This window comes from Buttiauxella agrestis, from assembly GCF_900446255.1.
Lineage (GTDB): Bacteria > Pseudomonadota > Gammaproteobacteria > Enterobacterales > Enterobacteriaceae > Buttiauxella > Buttiauxella agrestis.
Genome location: NZ_UIGI01000002.1, coordinates 265,682 through 286,933, shown reverse-complemented (window position 1 = coordinate 286,933; position 21,252 = coordinate 265,682). Strand labels below are relative to the sequence as shown.

19 protein-coding genes and 3 pseudogenes are annotated in these 21,252 nt (G+C 48.9%); 2 read left to right on the top strand and 20 right to left on the bottom strand.

All coding sequences use genetic code 11. The features are described 5' to 3' along the window. Window positions 1–709: pseudogene (gene tnpC / locus DY231_RS25045) on the top strand (IS66 family transposase); the annotation flags it as partial. 43 nt (window positions 710–752) lie between these two features. Here tnpC and DY231_RS25040 read toward each other — a convergent pair. The 3 genes and pseudogenes from DY231_RS25040 to DY231_RS25295 form a co-directional block, all read right to left on the bottom strand. Beyond that, a pseudogene (locus DY231_RS25040) lies at window positions 753–953 on the bottom strand (IS1 family transposase); the annotation flags it as partial. A gap of 216 nt (window positions 954–1,169) precedes the next feature. Further along, a complete protein-coding gene (locus DY231_RS25530; RefSeq protein ID WP_256682746.1) occupies window positions 1,170–1,301 on the bottom strand; it encodes a hypothetical protein in 132 nt (43 codons plus the stop codon). 345 nt (window positions 1,302–1,646) lie between these two features. Continuing rightward, the gene (locus DY231_RS25295; RefSeq protein WP_172588763.1) at window positions 1,647–1,796 is read right to left on the bottom strand and encodes a hypothetical protein; all 150 of its coding nucleotides are present in this window, start codon (window positions 1,794–1,796) and stop codon (window positions 1,647–1,649) included. A 142-nt stretch (window positions 1,797–1,938) separates the two neighbouring features. Between DY231_RS25295 and DY231_RS25525 the strand changes: the two genes are divergently transcribed. Beyond that, the gene (locus tag DY231_RS25525) at window positions 1,939–2,313 is read left to right on the top strand and encodes a hypothetical protein (protein WP_256682745.1); all 375 of its coding nucleotides are present in this window, start codon (window positions 1,939–1,941) and stop codon (window positions 2,311–2,313) included. Here DY231_RS25525 and DY231_RS25520 read toward each other — a convergent pair. From DY231_RS25520 to tssB, 17 genes and pseudogenes are all read right to left on the bottom strand, one after another. Beyond that, window positions 2,280–2,558 (bottom strand): ClpB D2-like domain containing protein, encoded by a 279-nt coding sequence (locus DY231_RS25520; RefSeq protein WP_256682744.1) that lies wholly within the window; start codon window positions 2,556–2,558, stop codon window positions 2,280–2,282. The genes DY231_RS25525 and DY231_RS25520 overlap by 34 nt on opposite strands. Window positions 2,559–2,595: 37 nt before the next feature. Next, window positions 2,596–3,017: pseudogene (locus tag DY231_RS25665) on the bottom strand (AAA family ATPase). Between the two features lie 286 nt (window positions 3,018–3,303). Beyond that, window positions 3,304–4,755 (bottom strand): Clp protease N-terminal domain-containing protein, encoded by a 1,452-nt coding sequence (locus DY231_RS25505; protein WP_256682741.1) that lies wholly within the window; start codon window positions 4,753–4,755, stop codon window positions 3,304–3,306. Window positions 4,756–4,774: 19 nt separating this feature from the next. Continuing rightward, window positions 4,775–8,056 (bottom strand): type VI secretion protein IcmF/TssM N-terminal domain-containing protein, encoded by a 3,282-nt coding sequence (locus DY231_RS25025; protein WP_256682740.1) that lies wholly within the window; start codon window positions 8,054–8,056, stop codon window positions 4,775–4,777. A gap of 153 nt (window positions 8,057–8,209) precedes the next feature. Beyond that, the gene (locus DY231_RS25020) at window positions 8,210–8,830 is read right to left on the bottom strand and encodes a DotU family type IV/VI secretion system protein (RefSeq protein WP_256682726.1); all 621 of its coding nucleotides are present in this window, start codon (window positions 8,828–8,830) and stop codon (window positions 8,210–8,212) included. Then, on the bottom strand, window positions 8,827–10,203 hold the full coding sequence (gene tssK, locus DY231_RS25015) for a type VI secretion system baseplate subunit TssK (RefSeq protein ID WP_115632174.1): 1,377 nt from the start codon (window positions 10,201–10,203) through the stop codon (window positions 8,827–8,829). Before tssK ends, DY231_RS25020 begins: the two co-directional genes overlap by 4 nt. Window position 10,204: 1 nt before the next feature. Next, window positions 10,205–10,885 carry a type VI secretion lipoprotein TssJ gene (locus tag DY231_RS25010; RefSeq protein WP_115632173.1) on the bottom strand — a complete coding sequence of 227 codons (681 nt, stop codon included), beginning with the start codon at window positions 10,883–10,885 and terminating at the stop codon, window positions 10,205–10,207. Next, window positions 10,885–11,955: a type VI secretion system protein TssA gene (gene tssA / locus DY231_RS25005; RefSeq protein ID WP_115632172.1), complete on the bottom strand. Its 1,071-nt coding sequence runs from the start codon at window positions 11,953–11,955 to the stop codon at window positions 10,885–10,887. Before tssA ends, DY231_RS25010 begins: the two co-directional genes overlap by 1 nt. A gap of 3 nt (window positions 11,956–11,958) precedes the next feature. Next, window positions 11,959–12,258, bottom strand: coding sequence for a PAAR domain-containing protein (locus DY231_RS25000; protein ID WP_172588761.1), 300 nt, complete (start codon window positions 12,256–12,258; stop codon window positions 11,959–11,961). Next, a complete protein-coding gene (locus tag DY231_RS24995) occupies window positions 12,258–12,734 on the bottom strand; it encodes a DUF6931 family protein (RefSeq protein WP_115632171.1) in 477 nt (158 codons plus the stop codon). The genes DY231_RS25000 and DY231_RS24995 overlap by 1 nt, the downstream gene beginning before the upstream one ends. Before the next feature lie 9 nt (window positions 12,735–12,743). Next, window positions 12,744–14,690, bottom strand: a complete 1,947-nt coding sequence (locus tag DY231_RS24990) for a type VI secretion system Vgr family protein (RefSeq protein WP_115632170.1) — start codon at window positions 14,688–14,690, stop codon at window positions 12,744–12,746. A gap of 2 nt (window positions 14,691–14,692) precedes the next feature. Beyond that, window positions 14,693–15,646 carry a type VI secretion system baseplate subunit TssG gene (tssG, locus tag DY231_RS24985; RefSeq protein WP_115632169.1) on the bottom strand — a complete coding sequence of 318 codons (954 nt, stop codon included), beginning with the start codon at window positions 15,644–15,646 and terminating at the stop codon, window positions 14,693–14,695. Next, window positions 15,637–17,475, bottom strand: a complete 1,839-nt coding sequence (tssF, locus tag DY231_RS24980) for a type VI secretion system baseplate subunit TssF (RefSeq protein WP_305954896.1) — start codon at window positions 17,473–17,475, stop codon at window positions 15,637–15,639. The genes tssG and tssF overlap by 10 nt, the downstream gene beginning before the upstream one ends. Then, window positions 17,426–17,842, bottom strand: coding sequence for a type VI secretion system baseplate subunit TssE (locus tag DY231_RS24975; protein WP_115632167.1), 417 nt, complete (start codon window positions 17,840–17,842; stop codon window positions 17,426–17,428). The genes tssF and DY231_RS24975 overlap by 50 nt, the downstream gene beginning before the upstream one ends. Before the next feature lie 64 nt (window positions 17,843–17,906). Then, entirely contained in the window at window positions 17,907–18,389 is a 483-nt protein-coding gene (locus DY231_RS24970; RefSeq protein ID WP_115632166.1) for a hypothetical protein, read from the bottom strand. A 27-nt stretch (window positions 18,390–18,416) separates the two neighbouring features. Beyond that, window positions 18,417–19,898, bottom strand: a complete 1,482-nt coding sequence (gene tssC / locus DY231_RS24965; RefSeq protein WP_115632165.1) for a type VI secretion system contractile sheath large subunit — start codon at window positions 19,896–19,898, stop codon at window positions 18,417–18,419. Beyond that, window positions 19,895–20,383: a type VI secretion system contractile sheath small subunit gene (gene tssB / locus DY231_RS24960; protein WP_115632164.1), complete on the bottom strand. Its 489-nt coding sequence runs from the start codon at window positions 20,381–20,383 to the stop codon at window positions 19,895–19,897. Before tssB ends, tssC begins: the two co-directional genes overlap by 4 nt. Window positions 20,384–21,252: the final 869 nt, after the last annotated feature.

Genomic DNA, 21,252 nt, shown 5'->3' with positions numbered 1-21,252 from the left:
CGGGTTCTTCGCTGGCCCCGGCGGTGTGGTTCGCGTACAGCCCGGACAGAAAAGGCATCCACCCGCAGACCCATCTTGCTGGCTTCAGCGGTGTGCTGCAGGCGGATGCCTATGCAGGCTTCAACGAACTCTACCGGGAAGGTCATATAAAGGAAGCAGCCTGCTGGGCCCATGCCCGGCGTAAAATCCATGATGTTCACGTCCGCACTCCCTCAGCGCTCACAGATGAAGCACTGAAACGGATCGGCGAGTTGTATGCCATCGAAGCGGATATCAGGGGAATGCCAGCAGAAACAGGCTTGCCGAACGCCAGTTGAAAACGAAAGCGCTTCTTAAATCACTGGAAAACTGGCTGCGTGAAAAGGTGAAAACCCTGTCCCGACACTCAGAGCTGGCAAAGGCGTTCACCTATACACTGAACCAGTGGCAAGCGTTGACGTACGCAGACGACGGCTGGGCTGAAGCGGATAACAACATCGCGGAGAATGCTCTGCGGATGATCAGTCTGGGTCGTAAAAACTACCTGTTCTTCGGCTCTGACCATGGTGGCGAGCGCGGAGCGTTGCTGTACAACCTGATAGGGACGTGCAAACTGAACGGAATCGATCCGGAACGTTACCTTCACCATGTGCTTGATATTATAGCTGACTGGCCGGTAAACCGGGTTGGTGAACTGTTGCCATGGCGCGCAGTCCTGCCCGCTGAATAACTTATCTTCGTCAATACGGTTCTCGGCATACGCTTACGCTATCACGGATACCTGAGTTGTTCATAGCAAGGTCAACGATCTGCTCTTTCATGCCCGGGTGGCAGGCGCGATAAGAATAATCGAGCTGAAAAGTTCGGCTGCACATCTGGCACCGTTAACGCTGATGGCCGGCTTTTCCCAGACCATGTTTTTTAACAATTCAGTCTGTTCACCAAAATGGGCACTTCACGTCAACGCTTGCCATTCGATACGCTCTATTAAAAATTTTATCTTACAATACAATCAACACTTTGAATACTTGAACGGACTGCGACTATCGGCCCGATTAAGTGATTTTGATATCTGTTTAAACGATTTTGTTATACTTACAATTCTCTTTGGTATTTATTACACATATTATATTCCCACCCTAAATAAAAATTGAACTACGGTCTGTTCGTCAACTGAATTAAACGACTATTTAGCGCTGTAGGTGTTGTGAGATGGCGTTAATCTCCCCAGGGCTAACAGGTTGCTGGTTATTGAGCTTTACTTGCAAATCATCTAACTGCGCCCTGAACTGGCGCCCCCCTTGCTGCAAGGTCTGCCGCATCTTATAATCTCCGTTTTCAGCTCAGAAATAGTCATATAAGGTTTGCGTTTTTGTTCAGCCTCCAGCAAGCGTTGCTCAAGATTGTTTAATTGGCTTATTTACCATGCCAACTGTTTATGGTGGGTAGGCTCGCAGTTTGCTCGGCAAGCGCGTTGAGCCTGCTTTTTGATATAAAATTGCCTGGCCATATTTTGTTAAGCTGATAGCTACAGATGTTTTTTCCAGCCAGTGCACAGCACTAACGACAGTAAGCGTAAAGGCAATACCTGTATTCCCCCCAGAAGTAACGCTTTCAACGGGCGTTTACCTGGTAACGGAGGCTCTACAGAAACTGACTGGAGAGCCTCAGTTATGGGAGGAGCATTGATGACTGTCGCTTTTGGAACCAAAACCCGTTTTGTAGTGATTGTCTGCTAGCTTGCAAATAATCAGCAGGCTACGAAGTGACACCTGGCTGCGCGACTGCGGGATCATCACTTGTGCTGTAAGCAGCATCGACACAGCTCCTTCAAGTTGCTGCAGTATGGTCGTTTCGGCATACTGCAGTGGCAAGCCATAAATGCAGGGAGCAGCATGGGTACAGTACCATTCGATAATCTGTTGACGCAGATCTATTGCAGCTATTGGGGGCCAACACTTGGCGCTGTTGCTTGTTAAAAGCATCGGCCAGCAACAGCGTGGAATTGGGCAATACCGGCCCAACCGTGACGCTGGCAACTTATCAGGCAAAACCACACTCCGCTTTGCAAGTCATAACCAAATCGCTGAAAGAGCTCCAGGCATTGCTTTTCCTGTGTCAGCCACCATGATCGTCGTGAACGTGATTTTTCCAACTGTGGACGTTGTTACTAAGCAGCAGAAATTCATTGCGATAACGAGGGTCATGGCAATTAATTTTCAGCTCGCCAGGCTTGACGGCGTAATTAATTTTTGTCATGTGCTTCCAACTCATCCCTGTATCTTTACTGATACTCAATTTCAGGTTTCCCTTGAGACTGTTCTCATCCTGTAACAGATTGTCTGCCAGCAACGGCACATATGCCGGGTTAACACCTGGTCGATATCGCGGGCGCCGCTCTGATTCATTTGGCACAGTGCAGCTATCCAGGTGATTACGTTTTCGCAGTAGCTGACTTGTACCTCCCCCAGGCTTGCACTGTGGTAGCGCTGACAAATACGATCAAGTTTGATCCTGATGATTTTCGCCAGCGTTTCTGGCTGTAAAGGCAGATAGGGAATCAATGTGATACGACCCATTAACGCCGGGCGGAAACCTGCTCAAATTCCGGGCTAATCAACTCTTTAGAGCTTCGGCGAGGTTTCTCCCGGCCGCGCAGGCAGTGGTGATTTTTGTACTGGCGAGGTTGGAGGTCATGATAATGAGCGTGTTGCGGAAATTAATGAGCTGGCCTTCCGCATCTTCAATCACGCCTTTGTCGAATACCTGATAAACAACTCCATGACGTCAGGATGCGCTTTTTCTACTTCGGTCAAGCAGGACCAGCTGTAGGGGTTACGTTTTACTGCTTCAGTCAGCACGCCGCCCTGACCGTAACCCACATAGCCCGGGGGAGAACCTTTCAGACCAGAGACGCTGTGCGCTTCCTGATATTCTGACATGTTGATCGTCACCAGACTTTGTTCGCCGCCATAAAGTAGCCCAGCCAGAACCAAGGCCGTCTCAGTTTTTCCGACTCCCGAAGGGCCCGCCAGCATGTATACCCCGGTAGGTTTTAGTGGATCGCTCATATTGGCTCGGTTGATGCGAATTTGTGTCGCAATTGTGGAGAGCGCGTGACGCTGACCGACCACCCGTTGTTCAAGACGTTGAAGCAGTTCGCTCAGCTGTTGCTGTTCATTTTCAACCATGCGCCCGAGTGGCACCCCGGTCCAGGAAGACACAACATCAGCGATGCAGGTTGCATCCACGCAGTCAAATACCAGTGCTCTGGTCTGATGAAGTTGCGTGAGCTCACTGCGCCATTGAGCTGTTAATTTGGCATCATTGCTTTGCCGCAGTTGCCTGTACCAGGTTTTTTTGCTTCTCCCACTGGGGCTGAAGGCTGGCGAGGTCACTGATGAGTTCGCTTTCCCGCTGCAGCAGTTGTTCCAGACGTTTATCATGTAGCCCCTCCTTAATCAGCGAGTCTCGTTCGGTATACAGATTGCTTAGCAGGGCATCGATATCCTCAATTTCTTTGGGTTTATGAGACTGGGAAACCGCGACGCGGGCACAAGCGGTATCGAGTAGACTGACCGATTTGTCTGGCAGTTGTCGCCCTGAGATATATCGGCTCGAGAGAGTTACGGCAGCATGGATAGCGCTTTCCAGGATCTGTACACCATGGTGGCGTGACATTGCTGGTGCAATGGCACGTAACATAGCGGTGGCACTTTCGATACCGGGTTCCGTCACTTTTACCAGCTGGAATCGACGGGTCAGGGCAGCATCTTTTTCGAAATATTTTTTATACTCCATCCAGGTTGTTGCGGCTACCACGCGCAGTTCCCCGCGAGCAAGGGCAGGTTTGAGCAGATTGGCTGCATCGTTTTGCCCTGCCTGGCCGCCAGCACCAATCAGCGTATGGGCTTCGTCAATAAATAAAATGATCGGTCGTGGGGCGCAGGCTATCTCTTTCATTATTCCCTGAAGGCGATTTTCAAACTCACCTTTCACACTGGCTCCCGACTGAAGCAGGCCTAAATCCAGAGTCAGTACTTCCATTGGCTTTAAAATGTCCGGTACTGTACCAGCCGCAATTCGCAGAGCCAGGCCTTCAACCAAAGCCGTTTTTCCTACACCTGGTTCACCGGTAAGAATCGGGTTGTTCTGGCGGCGGCGTAACAGAATGTCGATCATCTGGCGGATTTCAGGCTCTCGTCCCAGCACCGGATCAAGCTCACCCGTACGAGCCTGAGCGCTCAGGTTACGGGTAAATTTACTGAGTGCCGTACCTGCTTGTTCTGCACCGGGTAGGGTGGCATCAAGCGCCGTTTTGCCGACATTCAGCAAAATCTGATCAGCTTTACTTCGGTCGCAGGTCAGTGCTTCACGGACACTGGGAGCTAAATCGGGGAAGGCATTTTCGTCCAATATAGATGCCAGTAGCACCGAGGGGGTAAGAGACACCTGCTCCCAGTGAATGCTGGCGTGAAGCCAGGCCTTCTCCAGCCAGTCGACCAGGCCTGCGGAAAATACAGGGGCGCGGCTGTTGCCGCTGCGTAAAGTGTTCAGCGTTTGCTGGGTGGCACCTAAAAGGGCATCAGGTGCAAGCCCGGCACTTAAACAGAGGGTCTCCATCAGACTACTGTTCTGAGTGATCACCGACAACAATAAGTGCTCAATATCTACTTCATGATGGGTACGCGAAATCGCCATGCTAATAGCAGCATCCAGATTAGCTCGGCTCTCTGTAGTGAGTTTTTGAACAATTTGTTTTAAATAATGGCTCATATCTTTCTCCTTCAATAAATTACCGACATTCCGCCGTGTTTTCCGGCAGTGTTGAAAGCTTCCCCCGCAACGCAGAGGCTGGCTGCTGAGTTTGAGTCTGCTCTACCAGCAATTGTTGCTGTTCACTGAGCTGGATGAGTTGATCATTCTGACTCTGCCAGGCAAGCCATGCGTCTTGCAGGGGCTGTGAGGTTTTGATCTGAAAGCGCACCAGAACGTGCTTAATATTCAGTTGCACGAGAGGAGCCGCGTTTTCTTCAAAATCCTGAACATCGAGTAAGGCATCCCCGTGGGAAAACTCGTCGAGGAAGTCAGGCCATGCGCTGTCACCTTCATAGGTGTAGCTGGCATTAAACCCGGGGAACTTCACTTCCAGCTTTACACTCGTGCACTGCCCGGGGTGCCAGATGAATGTCTGTGTTTCGGCAAAATTCATGCTGTCGAGCACAGTGCTACCACTCTGACAGACCAGCGTTAGACGCACACCGGTTGGGATCAGTCGCGCACCTTCCGGGACAGTGGCGGGTTGGCTGACGATGCTGACGGTATAGGGATGCTCCTCCAGCGTTTTTTGTTTTTGGGTGAGTTTTTCTATCGCGTCGTTAAGCGTGGCGAGCCGATCTTCACCCTGAGTGTTTTGACGAGCAGGAACGTCCAGAACGTCTTCAGGGGTGAGAATGTTTCTGGCAATACTCAGGAACTTTGGCGTCAGGGGGAGCGACTGGCCGTGGAATTCACCGGCCTGGGGTCCTTGATCATTAACGACTAGCAGCCCTTTGGCCGGGCCGCGCATAAAATCGGCGAGATACTGCCAGGTAAGCAATTGTTGAGTGTCATAATCCTGTGTCGCTGCATTTTTGCGCATTGGCCACATCACTTTGCTTTGCCACTGCGCATTCAACCAGCAGCCGGAGCGGGCCAGAGCGTGAGCGAGTAGGTTATTGGCATCACTTTGATACAATGCCCAGACAGCATCCACGCCGAGCTGCTGGCTTTGGGGTTCCAGAGTTTTGCGCAGTTGGTCGTAACTGGCGAAAAGTGTGATCAGTGGATTTCTGGGTTTCGCATCTGGCGCCGGTTCAAATAGCCCGGCTGTCAGCGATGGACTCAATGCGGCTTGATTTAGTGCTTCATTGACTGACAGGGTCCGTGCACTCTGCCATTTACGCCATGCATCAATTTGTGAGCTATAGGCATGGCTGATAGTCTGTGTATTTGCACCCGTTAACCACTTTCCGAACATAGTGCGCAGTTTTGCATCGACGAAATTGACTTTCTGCAGGGTCGGATTTTCAGCAGCCAGCAGTCGTAATTTGTTGATATGACGAAGTTCATTAAGCCATGGCTGGCCATCATCTACCTGAATATTGTCTAGTTCAGACAAAATGTATTGAGCAAATTTCATGGACGGGCTTTGCCCAAGGCTTAGTGCGATAAGCTGATTTTGGGGCAAAGTGTGGGGCTCCACTGCCTGTAACGAAGGGGACACGCTCAGTAAAAACTGACGCCAGGCATCCTGTCGTTGAGCCGGCAGAGTTTGCATAAAATGTTGAAGTGTCGGTTCAGGCTGTGGGCTGGCTAGCGCCTGGTTAAACAGGATGACCCATTTGTTGAGTTGTATTTCTCCCTGATGAGTCCATATGCCAGACAAGGAAGTTGTTACTGCCGCTTGCGGCCAGTCATCGCTGATCCGGAATGGGGGAAGTGAATCAACTGGCGCAACCAGCCAAGTCAGGTCAGGGTTGCTCCTGATGAGGGTCGCGAGCAGGCGGCGTAAGGCCACTAACTGGTCTGCACCTGCTGGTTGTTGCATCATGTGGCGGTCCAGTGCCAACTGTACGAGTGGAGTCGCAGTAGGTGCGGTACCCGTTAAACGTAATATGTCCGGCGTGGTCGGTTGCTGACCTAGCTCCTCGAGTGTAGCGCCATCTCTCATGCTTTGGTGGGAAAGGATAGTTTGCGCAAGGTCGAGTACCATCCGACGTTGCACTTGTGCCGGGGCAACGTTGAACTGCTGTTGATACGCAGTAAGCACTAATCCAGTACTGAGCGGGCGTAGTGGAAGTTCCTTAGCCAGTTGCTGTTCAACCTGCCGATGCTGACGGTCCAATATCAGAGAAAAGGGCAGATAAGTGATAGGGGAGTGACAACGGCTTTCATTTTCCACCAGCAGTTCCGCCAGTTGCACCGGGGGAAGCCTGATGGCGTCGTGCTGCATCAATGCCATACTATTCACCGCACTGTAACCCAATGCTGCGACACAACCCAGCAGTAGCAGGTAACCCAGGGCAGCTCGCACTTTCTTATTTCGCTGCCAAACAATTTCACGCGAGGTGCTGAATGCTGGCAAATGACGCGTGAGTAGATCATGGACAAAATAAGAAGTGCGACGGCTTTTGTTTGTTTCTTGCTTTTCGCATGCAGAAAACCACACACCGCCGAGAGATGCTGGCGTAAAGTAAGCGTTGGGTTCACAAAGTGATGCCAGAAATGTTCGCAGCGGGTTTTGCAGGCGAGTAAAAGCCTCCGGAAATTCCAGTAGTGCAGGGTGGATCGCCATAGGCGTGCTACCCATGCTAACACGAGCCAGATCCAGCCCGTTTTTCAGTGCTGCAAACAGTGGTAATAATGTGGAGGCATCTTTCCCATCAACGTCAGGTGGGGTAAACCAGTAATAGCCAAGTGCCTGCTTGTGCTGTGCGGACGAAAGCTGCTGCATCCACAGACTAAACATTGGATATTGGTCGCACTGTGTGATCATCAAATAAAGCGGAAGCCGGCGTTTAAGCTTGTGCGTCAACGGTTCGAGCTGAACGCGAATCTTGCGTGCTTTATCATGCAACGCACTAATATCTTCATTGAGGAGATCCATCACGGAGAGTGCAATCACAACGCCTGATGGGGCGGGCGCACGCGCGATCCAACCCACGAGTTTGCTCCATGCGCGGTGAGAAGTCGTCGCACTATTCAAAAAATTACTGGAGAGATCGAGAAAACACAGGTTACGGAAGAACCACCAACGCAGCGTGTGCGTCGGCACCACCTCCCGATCATCCACATCATTTGAATACATAGGCAGCCCCGATCCTGCCAGTAGCGAGGTCTTGCCGCAGCGATCGCCTAGCAGAATATACCAGGGGATAGCCGGTCGCTTACGCTGAAGGCGTTTCACTACCGCTGCCCCGGACTTCCAGTGTTCGAACAGCACGTATTCACGGCGAGAAAGACGGAATTTCTGGAAGAAATGCTTAACTTTTTTTTCTTTAACGAACCCCATTAACCATAATAACGTGGCCCGCATCAGGACTCCCGTCACCAGGATCCCCAGCCAAACACTAAAAATAGTGAGGGTGTTCCAGCCCAGCGACAATCCGATGAAGAAAGAAAACAGCAGCACCAGACAGAGTAGAAGCAACCATCCAGCAAAAACGAATAATTTTTTTAGCATAATGTTTTATAAAAAATAAAAAGACTGAAGAAGTAGAAGCGATCCGTAGAGTGACCCTATGCCCAGGAGCGCCAGGCATAAACGGCTTTTTACCGATACATTGAGTAAGCGTTTTTTGATGTAAACCGGCGTAATTTCTGCATTGTTTGGCCATGTTTGCCAGTTTTCTGGCAAACAGAGCTGGCGCTGTTGCTCAATAAGTTGAGCTAATGCAGAACTGTCCTGCTGTGTGCTGTATTTGCCGTGAAAGCCGCTTTGGAGACAGAACAGAAACACCAACCGTGCTTGCTGATGCTCTTCTTTTAACTGATTCAGATAAGTAAAAAAGAGTTCGCCACCGACGGATGTCTGAAAATAATCGCGTTGCAGCAGCTCAGTACGCCAGCGCTGGCGGTGTGGAGTGGACGAACACAGAACGGTTTCATCCAGCCAGACGACGATGGCAAGAAACGCCATGTCTCTTTCGTGGTCAGAAATGTCCTGATGCTCAGCTGCCTGCACCGCCTGTTCCAGGCTGGTCACGCATTGTTGGCGAAAATCGTCATAATCTGCAGACTGTTCCGGATGAACGGTGAACTCTGCGGCCAGTTTGAATATCGGCAGGTAACAATCGAGGAGTCGCATCATGAGGGCACCATAAATACCAGTTTCACCTGGAGGTCATCGGGAGCATCGGCCCAGTAGAAAGCTATGTTTTTCTGCTTTTCGATGGTTTTCCACAACTCTTCGTGTTGATTCATCGCAAAGTAAAAGGAGTCTTTTCGGTTAGGTACACCGCGCGGAGAGGGGGTCTCCCACCGAGAAACCAGACCCGGTAATGCATGCTGGATCAGGCTGCTGATGGCTGCACTCGTGGCAATTTTAAATTCGGTGCTGTCCGGTGCATGAATTCGCCACGCGTCGAGTTTATCCGAGCGCAGCAACAGCAAAATGGTGCTGGCCTGTTGAGTTTGCATATGATGCAGGTCACCGTGATAGATCCCCTGCTCGTCAGATTCCAGAGTGATCCAAGTGTTATCTTCCAGCTCCAGGCCGTTAAGTAGAGCAATCAAATTACTTTTCACGCTTGTGAAGCAGTCAATCAAACGATAGTGATCGTAAGACAGTAGTGGTGAGCTACCGTCCAACCATTCACCGGTAAACGAACACATATCGTTAAAGGAGGAGAGTTCCCCCACCAGTTGCACCAGTAAACCGTAGATAGCCCATGGGTGCATAGTCGGTGTTTTACAGTAGTGATTAAGTAGCGGCAGCGTGCGGTTTAAAGAGCGCATAGTCAGTAACTGGGTCATATCTCCGCCGCTTTTGCTCTCCTGAGTCATATGCTCCGGACGTTTGTATTCTTCAAATTTATGAGCACGGTTACTGAGTTCAGCGTACAAGCCATCGAGCATTTTTTTCAGTGAAGGCGAACCTGCCAGCGTTATGGCTGGAGGGCTGAAAAGAGGGTCTGGGATCACGCGATCATTGTCGTAACGCAGTTGCACAAGAGGCACGAATTCGCAATCGACCGCTGTTTCTTTCTCCTCTTCACTCAGAATACGAACATTGTAGGCAATGCGAGGTACCGCACTTTCTGGACCGTTGTGATAAACGTCCTTCATCACACTTTCTTCGGTGTAATTGACCCAGCGACTGCTGGTGCCATTGCTGACGTTTGAATGCTCCGGGTCGAAACGGCGCAGCGCCAACCATAGCGTGAAGGGTTTTTCTCGCTGCTTCCAGCTGTCACGGAATTGGTAAGTTTCGATCAGGCAATTCCCCGGATATTCAAGATAATAACCAGAAGGCAGAATCATGCGCAGATGGTCGATTTTTAAAGAAAAATCGACCAGGGTTTCATAATGGATATCACACTGTATCACGCCGAGATTCCAGGGCTGCGCCAGTCGGCGCTGTTGTGCCAACATGTAGCTATGATGCAAGTCTACCGACTGAAAATGCTGGGGCTGCAGGTAAAGCCCTGAGTACCAAAAAATCTGTTGTTGTTCCGAGTACATGCTATTTCTCTTTCACCATTGACGAGATGTTTTGTTTTATTGACGAGAGACTTAGATCCGTTTGTGGAGCCGCTGACTTTTCCGGACTTGCAGCAAGTTCCGTTTGCACCATAACGACCGGTTCGAGCTGCGCCCCTTTTATCTGGGTGATACTTTGGCTGCCGAGCGTGATGTCGAGCGTCAACGGTGCCAACTCAGCGAACCATTCCTTCCCTATCCATCCTTCGCTACGCGTAACGACAGGGATCGCTATTTGCGCCATGTGCTGTTTTTGGGGGAATGGGTAGTACCCTGCGACAATAGCTATCTGACGGGTATTTTCGCTGCGGTCGATGTGCAGCGTGGTTTGCTGTCCCGGCATAGCGGGATAGCGGTCGACTTTTAAGATGCCGTCTTCAGTACCGGCTCCGCTAAACAGGCTTTTTAGCTGAACAGGGCTGGACATGAGTTTATTAAGCGTGCTGGCGTTCTGTGCCTGAATGATCAGTACAGTGCAGCTATTAGCGATCTCATTCCAAGCGTTCAGGCCAGGCTCGGCGGTCAGGTTGAGCGTGATCGCTCCTTGGCTAAACGGCGAGGCTACTTGATCGATTGCCTGCTGTTGGGAAGGTGTATCGGATGAACAACCGCCCAGCGTCATGCTCATGGCAAACAGCAGTGAAGAAATCTTGATGCCTTTCATTACTGTTGTTGCCCTTTGAGTACATTGTTGATTTCACGCAGGCTGCCACTATCGGTCAGCATTTCTTCCAGCCAGTCAGTGAGTGTCATGTTTGCCCAGCGTGCGGCCCTATCCATCAAAAATGGCACGGGACTTGAGGGTTCGGTCTGGCGGAAAAACTGGGCAATAGCCAGCATCTGGCTGATAGCTAAATCTCGTGACAACTCCTTATTTCTGACCGGGATATCGTAAGCCTCAATGTTGTCCGCTTCTGCCGGGTTGTCTGCAAAATTGAGTCTCATCAAATCGTTGTCGACCGGAATGGCTCGTGCAGCAAGTCGTTGTAGAAAATCAGCTATTTCGCTCACTGTTTGACGCGTCTGTGCGAACAGGGCGTGTGGCTCTCTCTGACTCAGTGAGAAGTAGGTAGCCTCCAGCCGGTCTAGTTGCTCCTGAAGTCTTTCGAGTGTGTCGGCCTGTTTGCTGATCTCAATTGAAGAAAACGCGGCGGCAAGTCGGTCAAAACTTTCCATGGTTAGATCACCATCTTTGGCAATTAACTCGTTACGCGAATCCGGCCTGGTAGAAATTTTATGCTCGAATGCTAATACCTTACGCCAATGGGCCAGCGAAGATTCCGGCTGTCTGAGTAGAGAAGAAGTGTAAAGTGCTTGACTGATGTCCCGATCGAGACGGCTGAGTTTGCTATAGCGGTAGGTTGCTCCCTCTTCGTCCAGCGCAGGCCAGCACAGTAACCAGAAACGCGTCATAAACTCACACAAGAAGTGGAAACCGTTGCTTGTTCCGGTAAGACCTTGTAAATGAGTCAGGGCTTCGGCCAGCCAACAAGCTACCTGCAAATCCTTACTTTGTTGTGTTAGCGCGGTTTCACTCAGGGTGCGTACCTTATGCCAGTCTGCCTGGCGTGGTTCGGCAATAGTCCATTCGTCCTGCGGGAAATAATCCGGGTCACTTTCACGCGCCTCACGGATATCGTCATAGATTTGTTCATATTCAATATTGATGCCGGCCGGATGTTCCGGGTTAATGGGTACCAACAGAGAGGCTATTTGTTGCTGAATATCTGACATGTTTTATCCAATAAGTACTTTAGGAAAGCCTGCGACGATGGTGCCGCCGTGGGCACAGCTATCACCCATACGTGCTGCCGGTTTATTGCCTATTAAGACTTTTACGCTGCCCATGACAATACTGTCCGGTGGGCCAACGCAGACTGCCATTGAACCCACTGTGGCAGCAGGCATACCGCCTATTAGTACAGTAGGGACACCCGGGGGCAGGATAGGGCCGCCCACATGTGGAATGGGCGGTAGCCCCGGGGTCACCATTGGACAAACGTGCATATCTGAAACACGTGCTGCGGGCTGTGCCATTATAAGTTCTCCTGATGAGCCCATTGCGCCAACAGAGCTGTCGTGCCTTTGGCGGGAGAGTCATTGTTAAGAGTTGCCAGCATTAACAACACACAGCGGCGCATCAACCCACTGAGATGCGGTTCGGGATAGACTGGCTCTAACCCTTCAGGGCTCATGCTGCCTTGTGACCAAAACAGAGAGAGAGCGAGTGCGCCCACTGGCGTATCGAACCCCATTTTTTCTGCGTGATGAAAAATTTTCCAACGCAGTTTCTCCTCGGGTTCGGTAATCCAACGCCGCATCTCACCGAGTAGCTGCGTGTTGGAGTCATTTTTTACCCCGTCAAGGCGTTTAAGTAACCAAAGGTTCAGCTTGTCGGGCGTGGCTTGCTCACTCCAGAGCGTCAGCGCCTCTTCCCATTGTCCTGTGGTGGCAAGCTGGAGTGCATTATGCTGCCACCCCGATGTAGCCTGGTGATACGTGAAATTAGACATGACTGCTCCTTAGCCGATATTGATAATGCCGCCTTTAATCTGCGTCATGCCACTTCCCTGCACCGTGGTCATTGCCCCTTTCAGTTCAGCGGTGCCAGAACCTTCAATTTTTATCATCGTACCGCTGATGGTAATGCCGCTTGGTGAAAGGGATATTTTGTTAGAACCCACTTTCAGCTCGATGGATTGGGTGGATTCAATAACACAGGTTTTGTCTGTTTTGATTTTTCCACTGCCGCCGGTAGCCGTGAGGGTGTAATTACCGTTGCTCAGACTAGTGCTAATGTTCCCCGTGACCTTGTGCTCAATATTGCCTTTGTCCAGCGTGACCTGCAGGTTGCCCTGTTTGAGAACCAGAGTGTCGTTACCCTTGGCGATCTCGGTATCCCGATTTGCGCCAATTTTGCTTTTCACTTCGTGTTTAATGTCGCTTATAGCGTCGTTATTCACTGTCAGTAGAAGGTCTTTTTGGGCGGTAATGGTCAGCTTCTCTTCACCTTTCTTGTCGTTAAAACTCAGGCGATGGCCTTCGTCCATGCCTCCATTATTGGTACTGCGAGAGGCGAATCCGGATTCGGTTTTTTCACCAGGTAGGGAGAATGGTAATTTGTTTTGTCCGTTGTAAACGGAACCGATGACCATAGGAAAGTCGGGGTTGCCCTGAATAAAGCTGACCAACACTTCGCTTCCAATACGGGGAATAAACTGACCGCCAAATTGGCTGCCGGTCCACGGCTGGGAGACACGTACCCAACAAGAGCTGGTGCCATCATTTTTGTTTTCTTTATCCCATGGGAACTGAATCTTGATGCGGCCTTGTTCGTCGGTATGGATTTCTTCGGAAGAGGGGCCAACCACTTTGGCTATCAGCACACCTCCGATATTGGGTGGATTGAGCGTAGCAATGGGGCGCCAGGTAACATTGTTTCGTAGTAATTTGATTTCGCAGTGGTAATCACCTATACCGCCTTCTACATTATTGCTGGCATCGAGGAAGAGGGTTTGTATACGATAACTATCGCTATCCGTCGGGTGTTCTTTCAGATTGAAAACTTCGCCACAGCTTAGCCAGTAGGCATTAACGTTAGCCTCATACCCTATAGTGTTAGCTTCCCAGGCATCCATGGTAATTTTGGCTTTGCTCGTCAGCATCGCGCGCTCTTCTGACGGAGTGATGTCGGTAAAGCTCACCTGATCGAGGCTATTATTTTCTTTCCTGGATGTGTACTGGCTAGTGACGGCAGCCGCCTGCTGAGTGTTGTAACCGGTGAATACGGCTTCTCCGGGAATAAGACCCGAGCAAGAGGACCAGCTGTCAATGTTGCCTGGTGTCAAATTCTTGCCCTGGTGATGCCAGATCAGGTTGGAATCGTTAGCCATCGGATGGCCGGCTGGAGCATCTGTCAGCACCATGATGTGTTGATTTTCCTGGTGCTTAAAGAAGTAGTAGATGCCTTCTTCTTCCAGCAGGCGGCTGATAAAGTCAAAGTCAGATTCGCGATATTGCATACAATACTCGCGTTTCTGATAGGTGTTATGCAGTTGGATATCAAGCTGGTTGATACGGCGTTCGCCAAGCAGTTTTTTGACCAGATCTGGCACGCTGATGTTTTGCCAAACACGCATCGAACGACCCATACGCAGTAAGGCAAAAGCAGGCTCCAGCCGGAGTGTACATACTGCGTTTCCATTCGCATCTCGGTCACGCTGAATATGGGTGGCAATACCATGCAGGTAGCGCTGAGGGCTGTTGTGTAACCCATCGCCAATCTGGCAAGAAAACGCTTTACCGTGCAGCGCTGCGATCTCTTTTTCTTTCAACTCGGTCAACGAACGCAGTTGATAGCAATAAGGCATAGAAACGGATTCGCTGCCGTTTAGCGACATCAGTAATAAGTCGCCTGCCACTGAACCGTTCCAGTGCAAGAAGTGATTTTTTTGAGAGACATGTGACATGTTTATCTTCCTTGGTCTGGGGTGTACATCGGCAGACAGATTTGGTGCATCTGTGTCGGATCGTTATAGCCAATACACATATTCAACCCTAATTGTCCTGTCCCCAACGGCACCAGTGACTGATTGCGATTGCTGACATTGAGGTGGACGGTGAAATCCAATCCTGGGCCGACATATTCACGGATACGTGACCAGAGGCCCTGATAGAACTTTCCCTGAGGGATAAAGTGGTGAGACATAACCTGCTCCATAGGTCCAAAGGTGACGTCAAAGTGTGACTGTACCTCCCACCGGGCGCGGCCTATCATCGGCGCGGTTTCCAGCGTCTGCACGGGCTGACCCAGTCGACAGATTTCGGTGTCATCAATGATTTTCCAGCAACCGGTAAAAGGATTAATGCGCGCGGGGACGCCGTAATAATGACTAAGCCACACCTCCAGATTGACGAGTGAACGAACCGGGGCCGCAAACAGGTGTGCATAGGTTTCTCCACCAAACATTGAGGGGGAAGTAAGTAAGCCGCTGAGCGCCAGCGTCGCCTGCTTCAATGGTGGTGGCTGGTCTGACTCTGCATGGGCATAAAGATGATTTTTTTGCCAGGCAAGGTAATCCAGGCAATAGAGTCGGTGCCCAAATATATCCAAAAAATCCTTTGCACCGTGGTCGCCATAGCGATAGTGCCGCTCGATCATCCACTCGCTGTAGGCGTTGGGTAACGCGCCCATAGCGCCCGTCAATCCGTTTTGCCACAGCGTGATGCTAAGCGGATCTTCTGATGTGTCCTGCCGAATACTTGCAATTTGACCCTGCGGTGTTTCCATCGACAGTGAAGAGATAAGCTTTAGTTTGCTATTGAGCACCTCAGGCTCAGGCGTTTTACCATCACGAAGCTTGCGCAGCAGGGTTCTGAGCTGTTGATAAAAGTTGAACCGGCTGGTGATGCGCGTTAAATCCATGACAGTTTTCCTGCGCGGATCGGCCAGTTATGGCGCGTATGTTCTTCGTGCTCAATAAGGGTTGTCACACGTGTGAAGCTATTGACCGGTGCATACAGACCAAGGAAGTGTTCCAGGAAACAGCACAGCAGGTAATATTCAGGTTCGTTCAACGCTTCATGGCTGAAGGTTAGGGTCAGTGCAATGCCACGTGCCGTGGTACAAGGATCATGGGCGACTAATCTGGCTGTGATGGACTCAACCTCAAGCTGCAGGATCATATTGATGATGCGGGTGATAGCAGGTTGATTGTGAAAGTTGTACAGCATCAATGTTTCCCGCAGAACATCCACCCCTTGGTTGCCGCTTAATAGCATATGGTTGAGGGATAACTGGGAAATTAATCGCCAGCGCAAAGCACTTTTGGCAGCAGGTGTCACGGGCCGTGTCGGACGACTTAATGCACTGATTTTTAACCCAGCAAGAGGCAGGTCTGAATCAAAATCCCCTTCAGGATGACCATTTTTCATTTGGTTCGGGATGGTGTGATTGGTGCAGGTCAGGCTGATGGTAATGATATCGGCCTTTGGCGTGCCTGGTTCCATATTACGGTTGGCGAAAGCAATAAAAGTTTTGCTGTCCGGTCCCTTGTCAGTCAGCGTTTCACGTTGGAAGCTTTGCCAGTAAATCCCCGTGTTTCCTTCCAGGCGAGAGTGATCAATACCAAAGAGGGGTTGAACGGGATGTACAGCGATATCATTGTCTTGTCTGCTCTGGACAAAAACATGGTTAATGGCCCATACATCCACCTGATGCTGATAACGAATATCCGGGATAATTGGGTATTCTGCCGTGCTTTCAGTCAGGGTTATGGGTTCTGCGCGCTGCGTGAATAGGTTAATGGCCGGTGAGCAGTGGAGCCGGAAAAAATCGGCATCGATAATCTCCGCCAGCTTTTCGAGTGAATGATTGAGGTGCGAACGGTTAAACACGGCTTCCAGTCGAAATGTGCTGTTTGATGTACCACTGAATGCTGCCGGCAGTTGGATATCCAGAAAATGGAATTTTTGGGGGAAGAAAAAATAATCCTGCAACAGGACATGAATCGGCAAGATGCGCGGATCCTGCTTAATCAAGCTCTCTTGCTGCTGAAAACCCACCGGTCTTACCGCCTCACTTTTGAGCGAATAAACCGTATCATCATTGCGCAGAGTCAGCGTATTTATTGCCGAGCACAGCAGGGTATAGAGAATATTTACCGCATTACTTGGGCCGTGTAAAAAAACGCGGAGCGTTTCACCGGTCACCGTAGCACCTGACCATACCTGAAAATCAAGGTACAAATGCCAGTTAAGGTCGTCTTTCTCAAACTGGAGGAGAGCATGCTTCACTGACAATGGTAATAGTTCAACCGGATAAACGGTCTGAAACTGGCAAACTCCTTCGTCGATATGGCGTGAAAATAACGGAGTTCCTGCCGCGATGGTATTTTTGTCAGTGATACCGCTTGTCTGCCGGTCTGGCTCAATCGTCACAATACAGGTTGAAGGTATAGCGCGCAAAAACTGCGGAGCGAGCGTGGTAAGCAATGCTTCTGTGACTTCAGGCATGTCATCGTCTAAACGCTGATGAATACGCGAAGTGAGCAAGGCGAAAGATTCGATGATTCTTTCCACATGCGGATCTTCAGACTCGCCGTTGATCATACCGAGGCGTCTGGCAATTTTCGGGAAGCGGTTGGCAAAGGCCTTCCCATGCTGTTTCAGAAAGGCTAGCTCCTTCTGGTAATACGGCAGTAGCCTATTCATTGAAGTAAAACCTACCCATACAGTCATCCCATACCAGTTCAATTTTCACTGGTATCAAATTACAGAGGCCATTTATTTCGAATATGACATGAGCAGGGTTATCCATTTTGGTGATAATATCTACTTCGGTTAAACGAGGTTCGAAACGCTGTAATGCCTTTTTAATCCGTGTTTCAATGACCTGTTTTCGTTCACCCAGCTCACTGATCTGCGAGACGGACTCATCAATGCCATAATTTAGAATGGAGGCATTGACCAGAGGAATATCCTCAATATGGGCAAAACGTGAACGTGAAGACAAAAGCATCTTGAGCTCATCGAGTAACCAGATGCTTTTGTCTTCAGTCCGGTAACTATCTGTTTCAATGCGCGGATGGTTATCACTCAGGCGAAGCAATAATGAAGACATGGGAAGATCTCATTCTATGTGGGTAAAGCAGTGCTCACGCACTGCTTATGTTTTGACAATCTAGTTATACGAGGGCTTTTTTAGGAATGTCGTATTTGATTGGTCCAATCTTATCCAGCGCTTCATCTGTTGCATTTGGCACGTTTAAGGTTAGTTCAACCATGCCTTCATAGGTGAAGGAGATGTTCATGAACAACTTATCCTGCATGGCAATACTGAGGCTGTTGATTTTGCAATCGTTGTAGACGGTACGCTGAATTTCATAATTCTGGTCTAAATGATCAGAACCACGATGAACAATGGTGATAATGATTTTTTTGTAACCGCGTTTTAAGTATTGCTCATAAAGATTGCTGGTTTCTTTGGTGACCAGAATAGATGCGTGACAACTTTCAAAATAAGCGCCGTCAGCACCTGCATAAGTAGATAAACCTGCGGGTGAATAACCCTCCATCCACTTACTGTATGATTTCTCTTCAGAAGAACCATCGACTATTTTACCGTCGATGTTGATTTGAATGAACTGACAGTCTTGCAACTTGGACATGGTAATATTTCCTTTTGTTAATAGCTGTTATGAAGCCGTTGCGGCAGGTAAGTCTGCAACTAAGCGCAACGACATTGTTAATCCTTCCAGCTGGAAGTGGGGTTTTAAATAGGCAATAGCTCGGAAGGTTCCAGGAAAACCAGGAACTTCAACAACCTCAACACTTGCTTCACGCAGCGGATAGCGCGCCTTAGTTTCCGGCCCTGCGTTATCTGAAGCGACGACGTATTGCATAATCCATTTCTGCAAATACTCCTGACACTCGCTGCGAGACATAAAGCTGCCGACTTTATCGCGCACAATGGATTTCAGATAGTGAGCGAAACGTGAGGTGGCGAGGACGTACTGCAACTGGCTGGAAAGTCGCGCATTTGCATTAGCCTGATCTGAATTGTATTGGCGAGGTCGGTTCACAGACTGAACGGCAAAAAATGCGGCGTAATCTGTGCCTTTGCAATGGACTAAAGGAATAAATCCGAGGTCAGACAGCTCTTTTTCACGGCGATCGGAAATGGCTATCTGAGTTGGACATTGCATCACGCGTTCACCGCTTTCCGATACGTAGTTATAGGCAGGTAAAGCATTGACCAGACCACCGCCTTCCACTCCGCGAATAGATGCGCACCAACCGTACTCTTCAAAAGAATCGACTATCCGGCCAGCGAGCTCAAAAGCGGAGTTGATCCACAGATAGTCTGAGCCAATGTCATTTTCGTGAATGTTTTCTTCGAAACCAAAGGTATCTACCGGGACGGTTTTTGCGCCATAAGGCATACGTCCCAGAACTTGTGGCAGGGTCAAACCAATGTAGCGGCTATCGTCAGTCTGACGGAATGAGCGCCAGCGGGTGTAGTCGGTGGTGTCAAACATTTTTGCCAGGTCACGTGGGCGCGGCATCTCTGAAAAATCATTCATCGACAGCATACCGGGCGCGATGGCACTCAGAAACGGGGCATGGGCAGCAGCGGCAACGTGAGATATTTGCTCAAGAAGTTCAATATCCTGCGGAGTATTATCGAATTGAAAGTCACCCACGAAGGCGGAGAACGGTACCCCACCAAAAGTGCCATACTCACTTTCGTAAACACATTTAAACAGCATTGACTGATCAAAGTCGGATGCGGATTTGAAATCTTTAATTAAATCTTGCTTAGTGCATTGCAGCAGGCGGACCTGGGTATTTTCAGTGACGCTGGCCTGGACCAGTTTATGCAGACCTCTCCAGGAAGACTCTTTCTTCTGAAATTCCGGTGCATGCATGATCAAGCTTATTTGGGTGGAGAGCAGTTCATCAATGGCTGAAATACGAGCTTCGATGCTCCCGATCAGATCGCTCGATACCACGACAGCACCCGAGGTCACTTCGGTGAGAAAGTTATTCAGTTGATTCTTCATTCGTCCACGGTCGGACTCACGACGGATAGCCTTGGTACTATCGATAATCTGATCCAGAAAATCTTGGCTGGCGACCTGTGGCAATGCGGTATTTAATACCTGTTCAGTGCTCATTCTTCATCTCCCTTCACTATATTTGGGGAGGATAAAGCCTGACTCTGCTGCTGAAGCAACTCTGAAAGCTGTTCTTTCAGGCGCTCATTACTGGCTGCCCGGTTACGTAAATCACACAACTGTTCACGTAACTCAATGAGTTTGCGCAAAGGGTCAACCTGACGGGCAATGTTGTCAGGAGAAAAATCTTCCATGCTATTGAAAGTGAGAGAGACGGCAAGATTTCCACTTTGTTCCGGCAAAGTGCTTTTGACTAAAAATTGGGCATCCGGCTGCATTGATGACATAATTTCAACGAAATTATCTTTATCAATATTAAGAAACTTACGCTCGCGAAAAGCATCTTCGCTGCTGGTGAAATCCCCCATGACACCTATCACTAACGGTAATTCTTTGACGGTTTGCGCATCACCTATTTCGATGTCATACGTAATTTGTACACGGGGTGGCCTTGCTTTGTCTAATTTATGCTGAGTGTTACTCATATATTCAACCTAACTAATAATAAAATTAAGAAAATCATTCCATGGTTAGGCTATAAGTAGCCTAGTAGAGCCCGTAGAAAATTACTTTCCTCCAGGAACTATCGCCTTCTGGTGTCAGCATTGACACCATAATGGATGGGGTATTCCCCAAGGCAAAAATTGTCACCCACTTCCCTTATTTTGCTATCTGTGTTAAAGGAATGCTCTATATCCGTGGGGATTGTACGGTCTAATTTTGATTAGTGTGTTTATTTTGTTTTCAAAAAATGAATTATCCTATCAAATGATTTTATTGTTTTGATAATGATTTCCATTATTAAATATAATTAATCAAGTTATTTATGCCGTTGCTAATGTGAGTAAGAATACTACAAGAAAAATTCAAAGGAAAGACGTGGTGATATCATGAGATATAGTTTAACCCTGACGAATCATTCCTCATGCAAATGAATGATGACGCAACGCATTCATATGAATTATTAATTAAAGAAAAAGCGCGCAATAAACACAAAAAAATAAACACAATTATTTATAAACATACATTTTTATAACCTACAGGGTCGATAATCAGGTGTGTTTTTGCAGTAATATTGTTTTCTTAAAATATTATCTTATAAAATATAAATAATTAACCATTAAGAATAACGAACCCGCCCGGCATTACTTATCTCGCTGTTATACGTGTGAAATTTATAACAGAAGCGAACAAAATCATGTACTCTTTAAAACTTGGCATTTCACGAGAAGTTTCTCACTCCAACCGAAAAAAGCGACATCACTAAAGCTGTTTGTAGATTTAATACTGATTAGTCAGGATACACATCATGGAGAAATTTTACACATAACATAAAATGGAACTTGCAGAGCAA

Bases quoted from the DNA above. Each gene is read 5' to 3' on its own strand.
- DY231_RS25010 (WP_115632173.1), bottom strand. From the start codon at position 10,885: ATGAAAGGCATCAAGATTTCTTCACTGCTGTTTGCCATGAGCATGACG.
- tssB (WP_115632164.1), bottom strand. From the start codon at position 20,383: ATGAGTAACACTCAGCATAAATTAGACAAAGCAAGGCCACCCCGTGTA.
- DY231_RS25025 (WP_256682740.1), bottom strand. From the start codon at position 8,056: ATGCGGGCCACGTTATTATGGTTAATGGGGTTCGTTAAAGAAAAAAAA.
- DY231_RS24975 (WP_115632167.1), bottom strand. From the start codon at position 17,842: ATGTCTTCATTATTGCTTCGCCTGAGTGATAACCATCCGCGCATTGAA.
- tssK (WP_115632174.1), bottom strand. From the start codon at position 10,203: ATGTACTCGGAACAACAACAGATTTTTTGGTACTCAGGGCTTTACCTG.
- DY231_RS24970 (WP_115632166.1), bottom strand. From the start codon at position 18,389: ATGTCCAAGTTGCAAGACTGTCAGTTCATTCAAATCAACATCGACGGT.
- DY231_RS25530 (WP_256682746.1), bottom strand. From the start codon at position 1,301: ATGCGGCAGACCTTGCAGCAAGGGGGGCGCCAGTTCAGGGCGCAGTTA.
- tssA (WP_115632172.1), bottom strand. From the start codon at position 11,955: ATGTCAGATATTCAGCAACAAATAGCCTCTCTGTTGGTACCCATTAAC.
- tssG (WP_115632169.1), bottom strand. From the start codon at position 15,646: ATGGATTTAACGCGCATCACCAGCCGGTTCAACTTTTATCAACAGCTC.
- DY231_RS25505 (WP_256682741.1), bottom strand. From the start codon at position 4,755: ATGAGCCATTATTTAAAACAAATTGTTCAAAAACTCACTACAGAGAGC.
- DY231_RS24990 (WP_115632170.1), bottom strand. From the start codon at position 14,690: ATGTCACATGTCTCTCAAAAAAATCACTTCTTGCACTGGAACGGTTCA.
- DY231_RS25000 (WP_172588761.1), bottom strand. From the start codon at position 12,258: ATGGCACAGCCCGCAGCACGTGTTTCAGATATGCACGTTTGTCCAATG.
- tssC (WP_115632165.1), bottom strand. From the start codon at position 19,898: ATGAGCACTGAACAGGTATTAAATACCGCATTGCCACAGGTCGCCAGC.
- DY231_RS25295 (WP_172588763.1), bottom strand. From the start codon at position 1,796: ATGCTGCTTACAGCACAAGTGATGATCCCGCAGTCGCGCAGCCAGGTG.
- DY231_RS25520 (WP_256682744.1), bottom strand. From the start codon at position 2,558: ATGGGTCGTATCACATTGATTCCCTATCTGCCTTTACAGCCAGAAACG.
- DY231_RS25020 (WP_256682726.1), bottom strand. From the start codon at position 8,830: ATGATGCGACTCCTCGATTGTTACCTGCCGATATTCAAACTGGCCGCA.
- DY231_RS24995 (WP_115632171.1), bottom strand. From the start codon at position 12,734: ATGTCTAATTTCACGTATCACCAGGCTACATCGGGGTGGCAGCATAAT.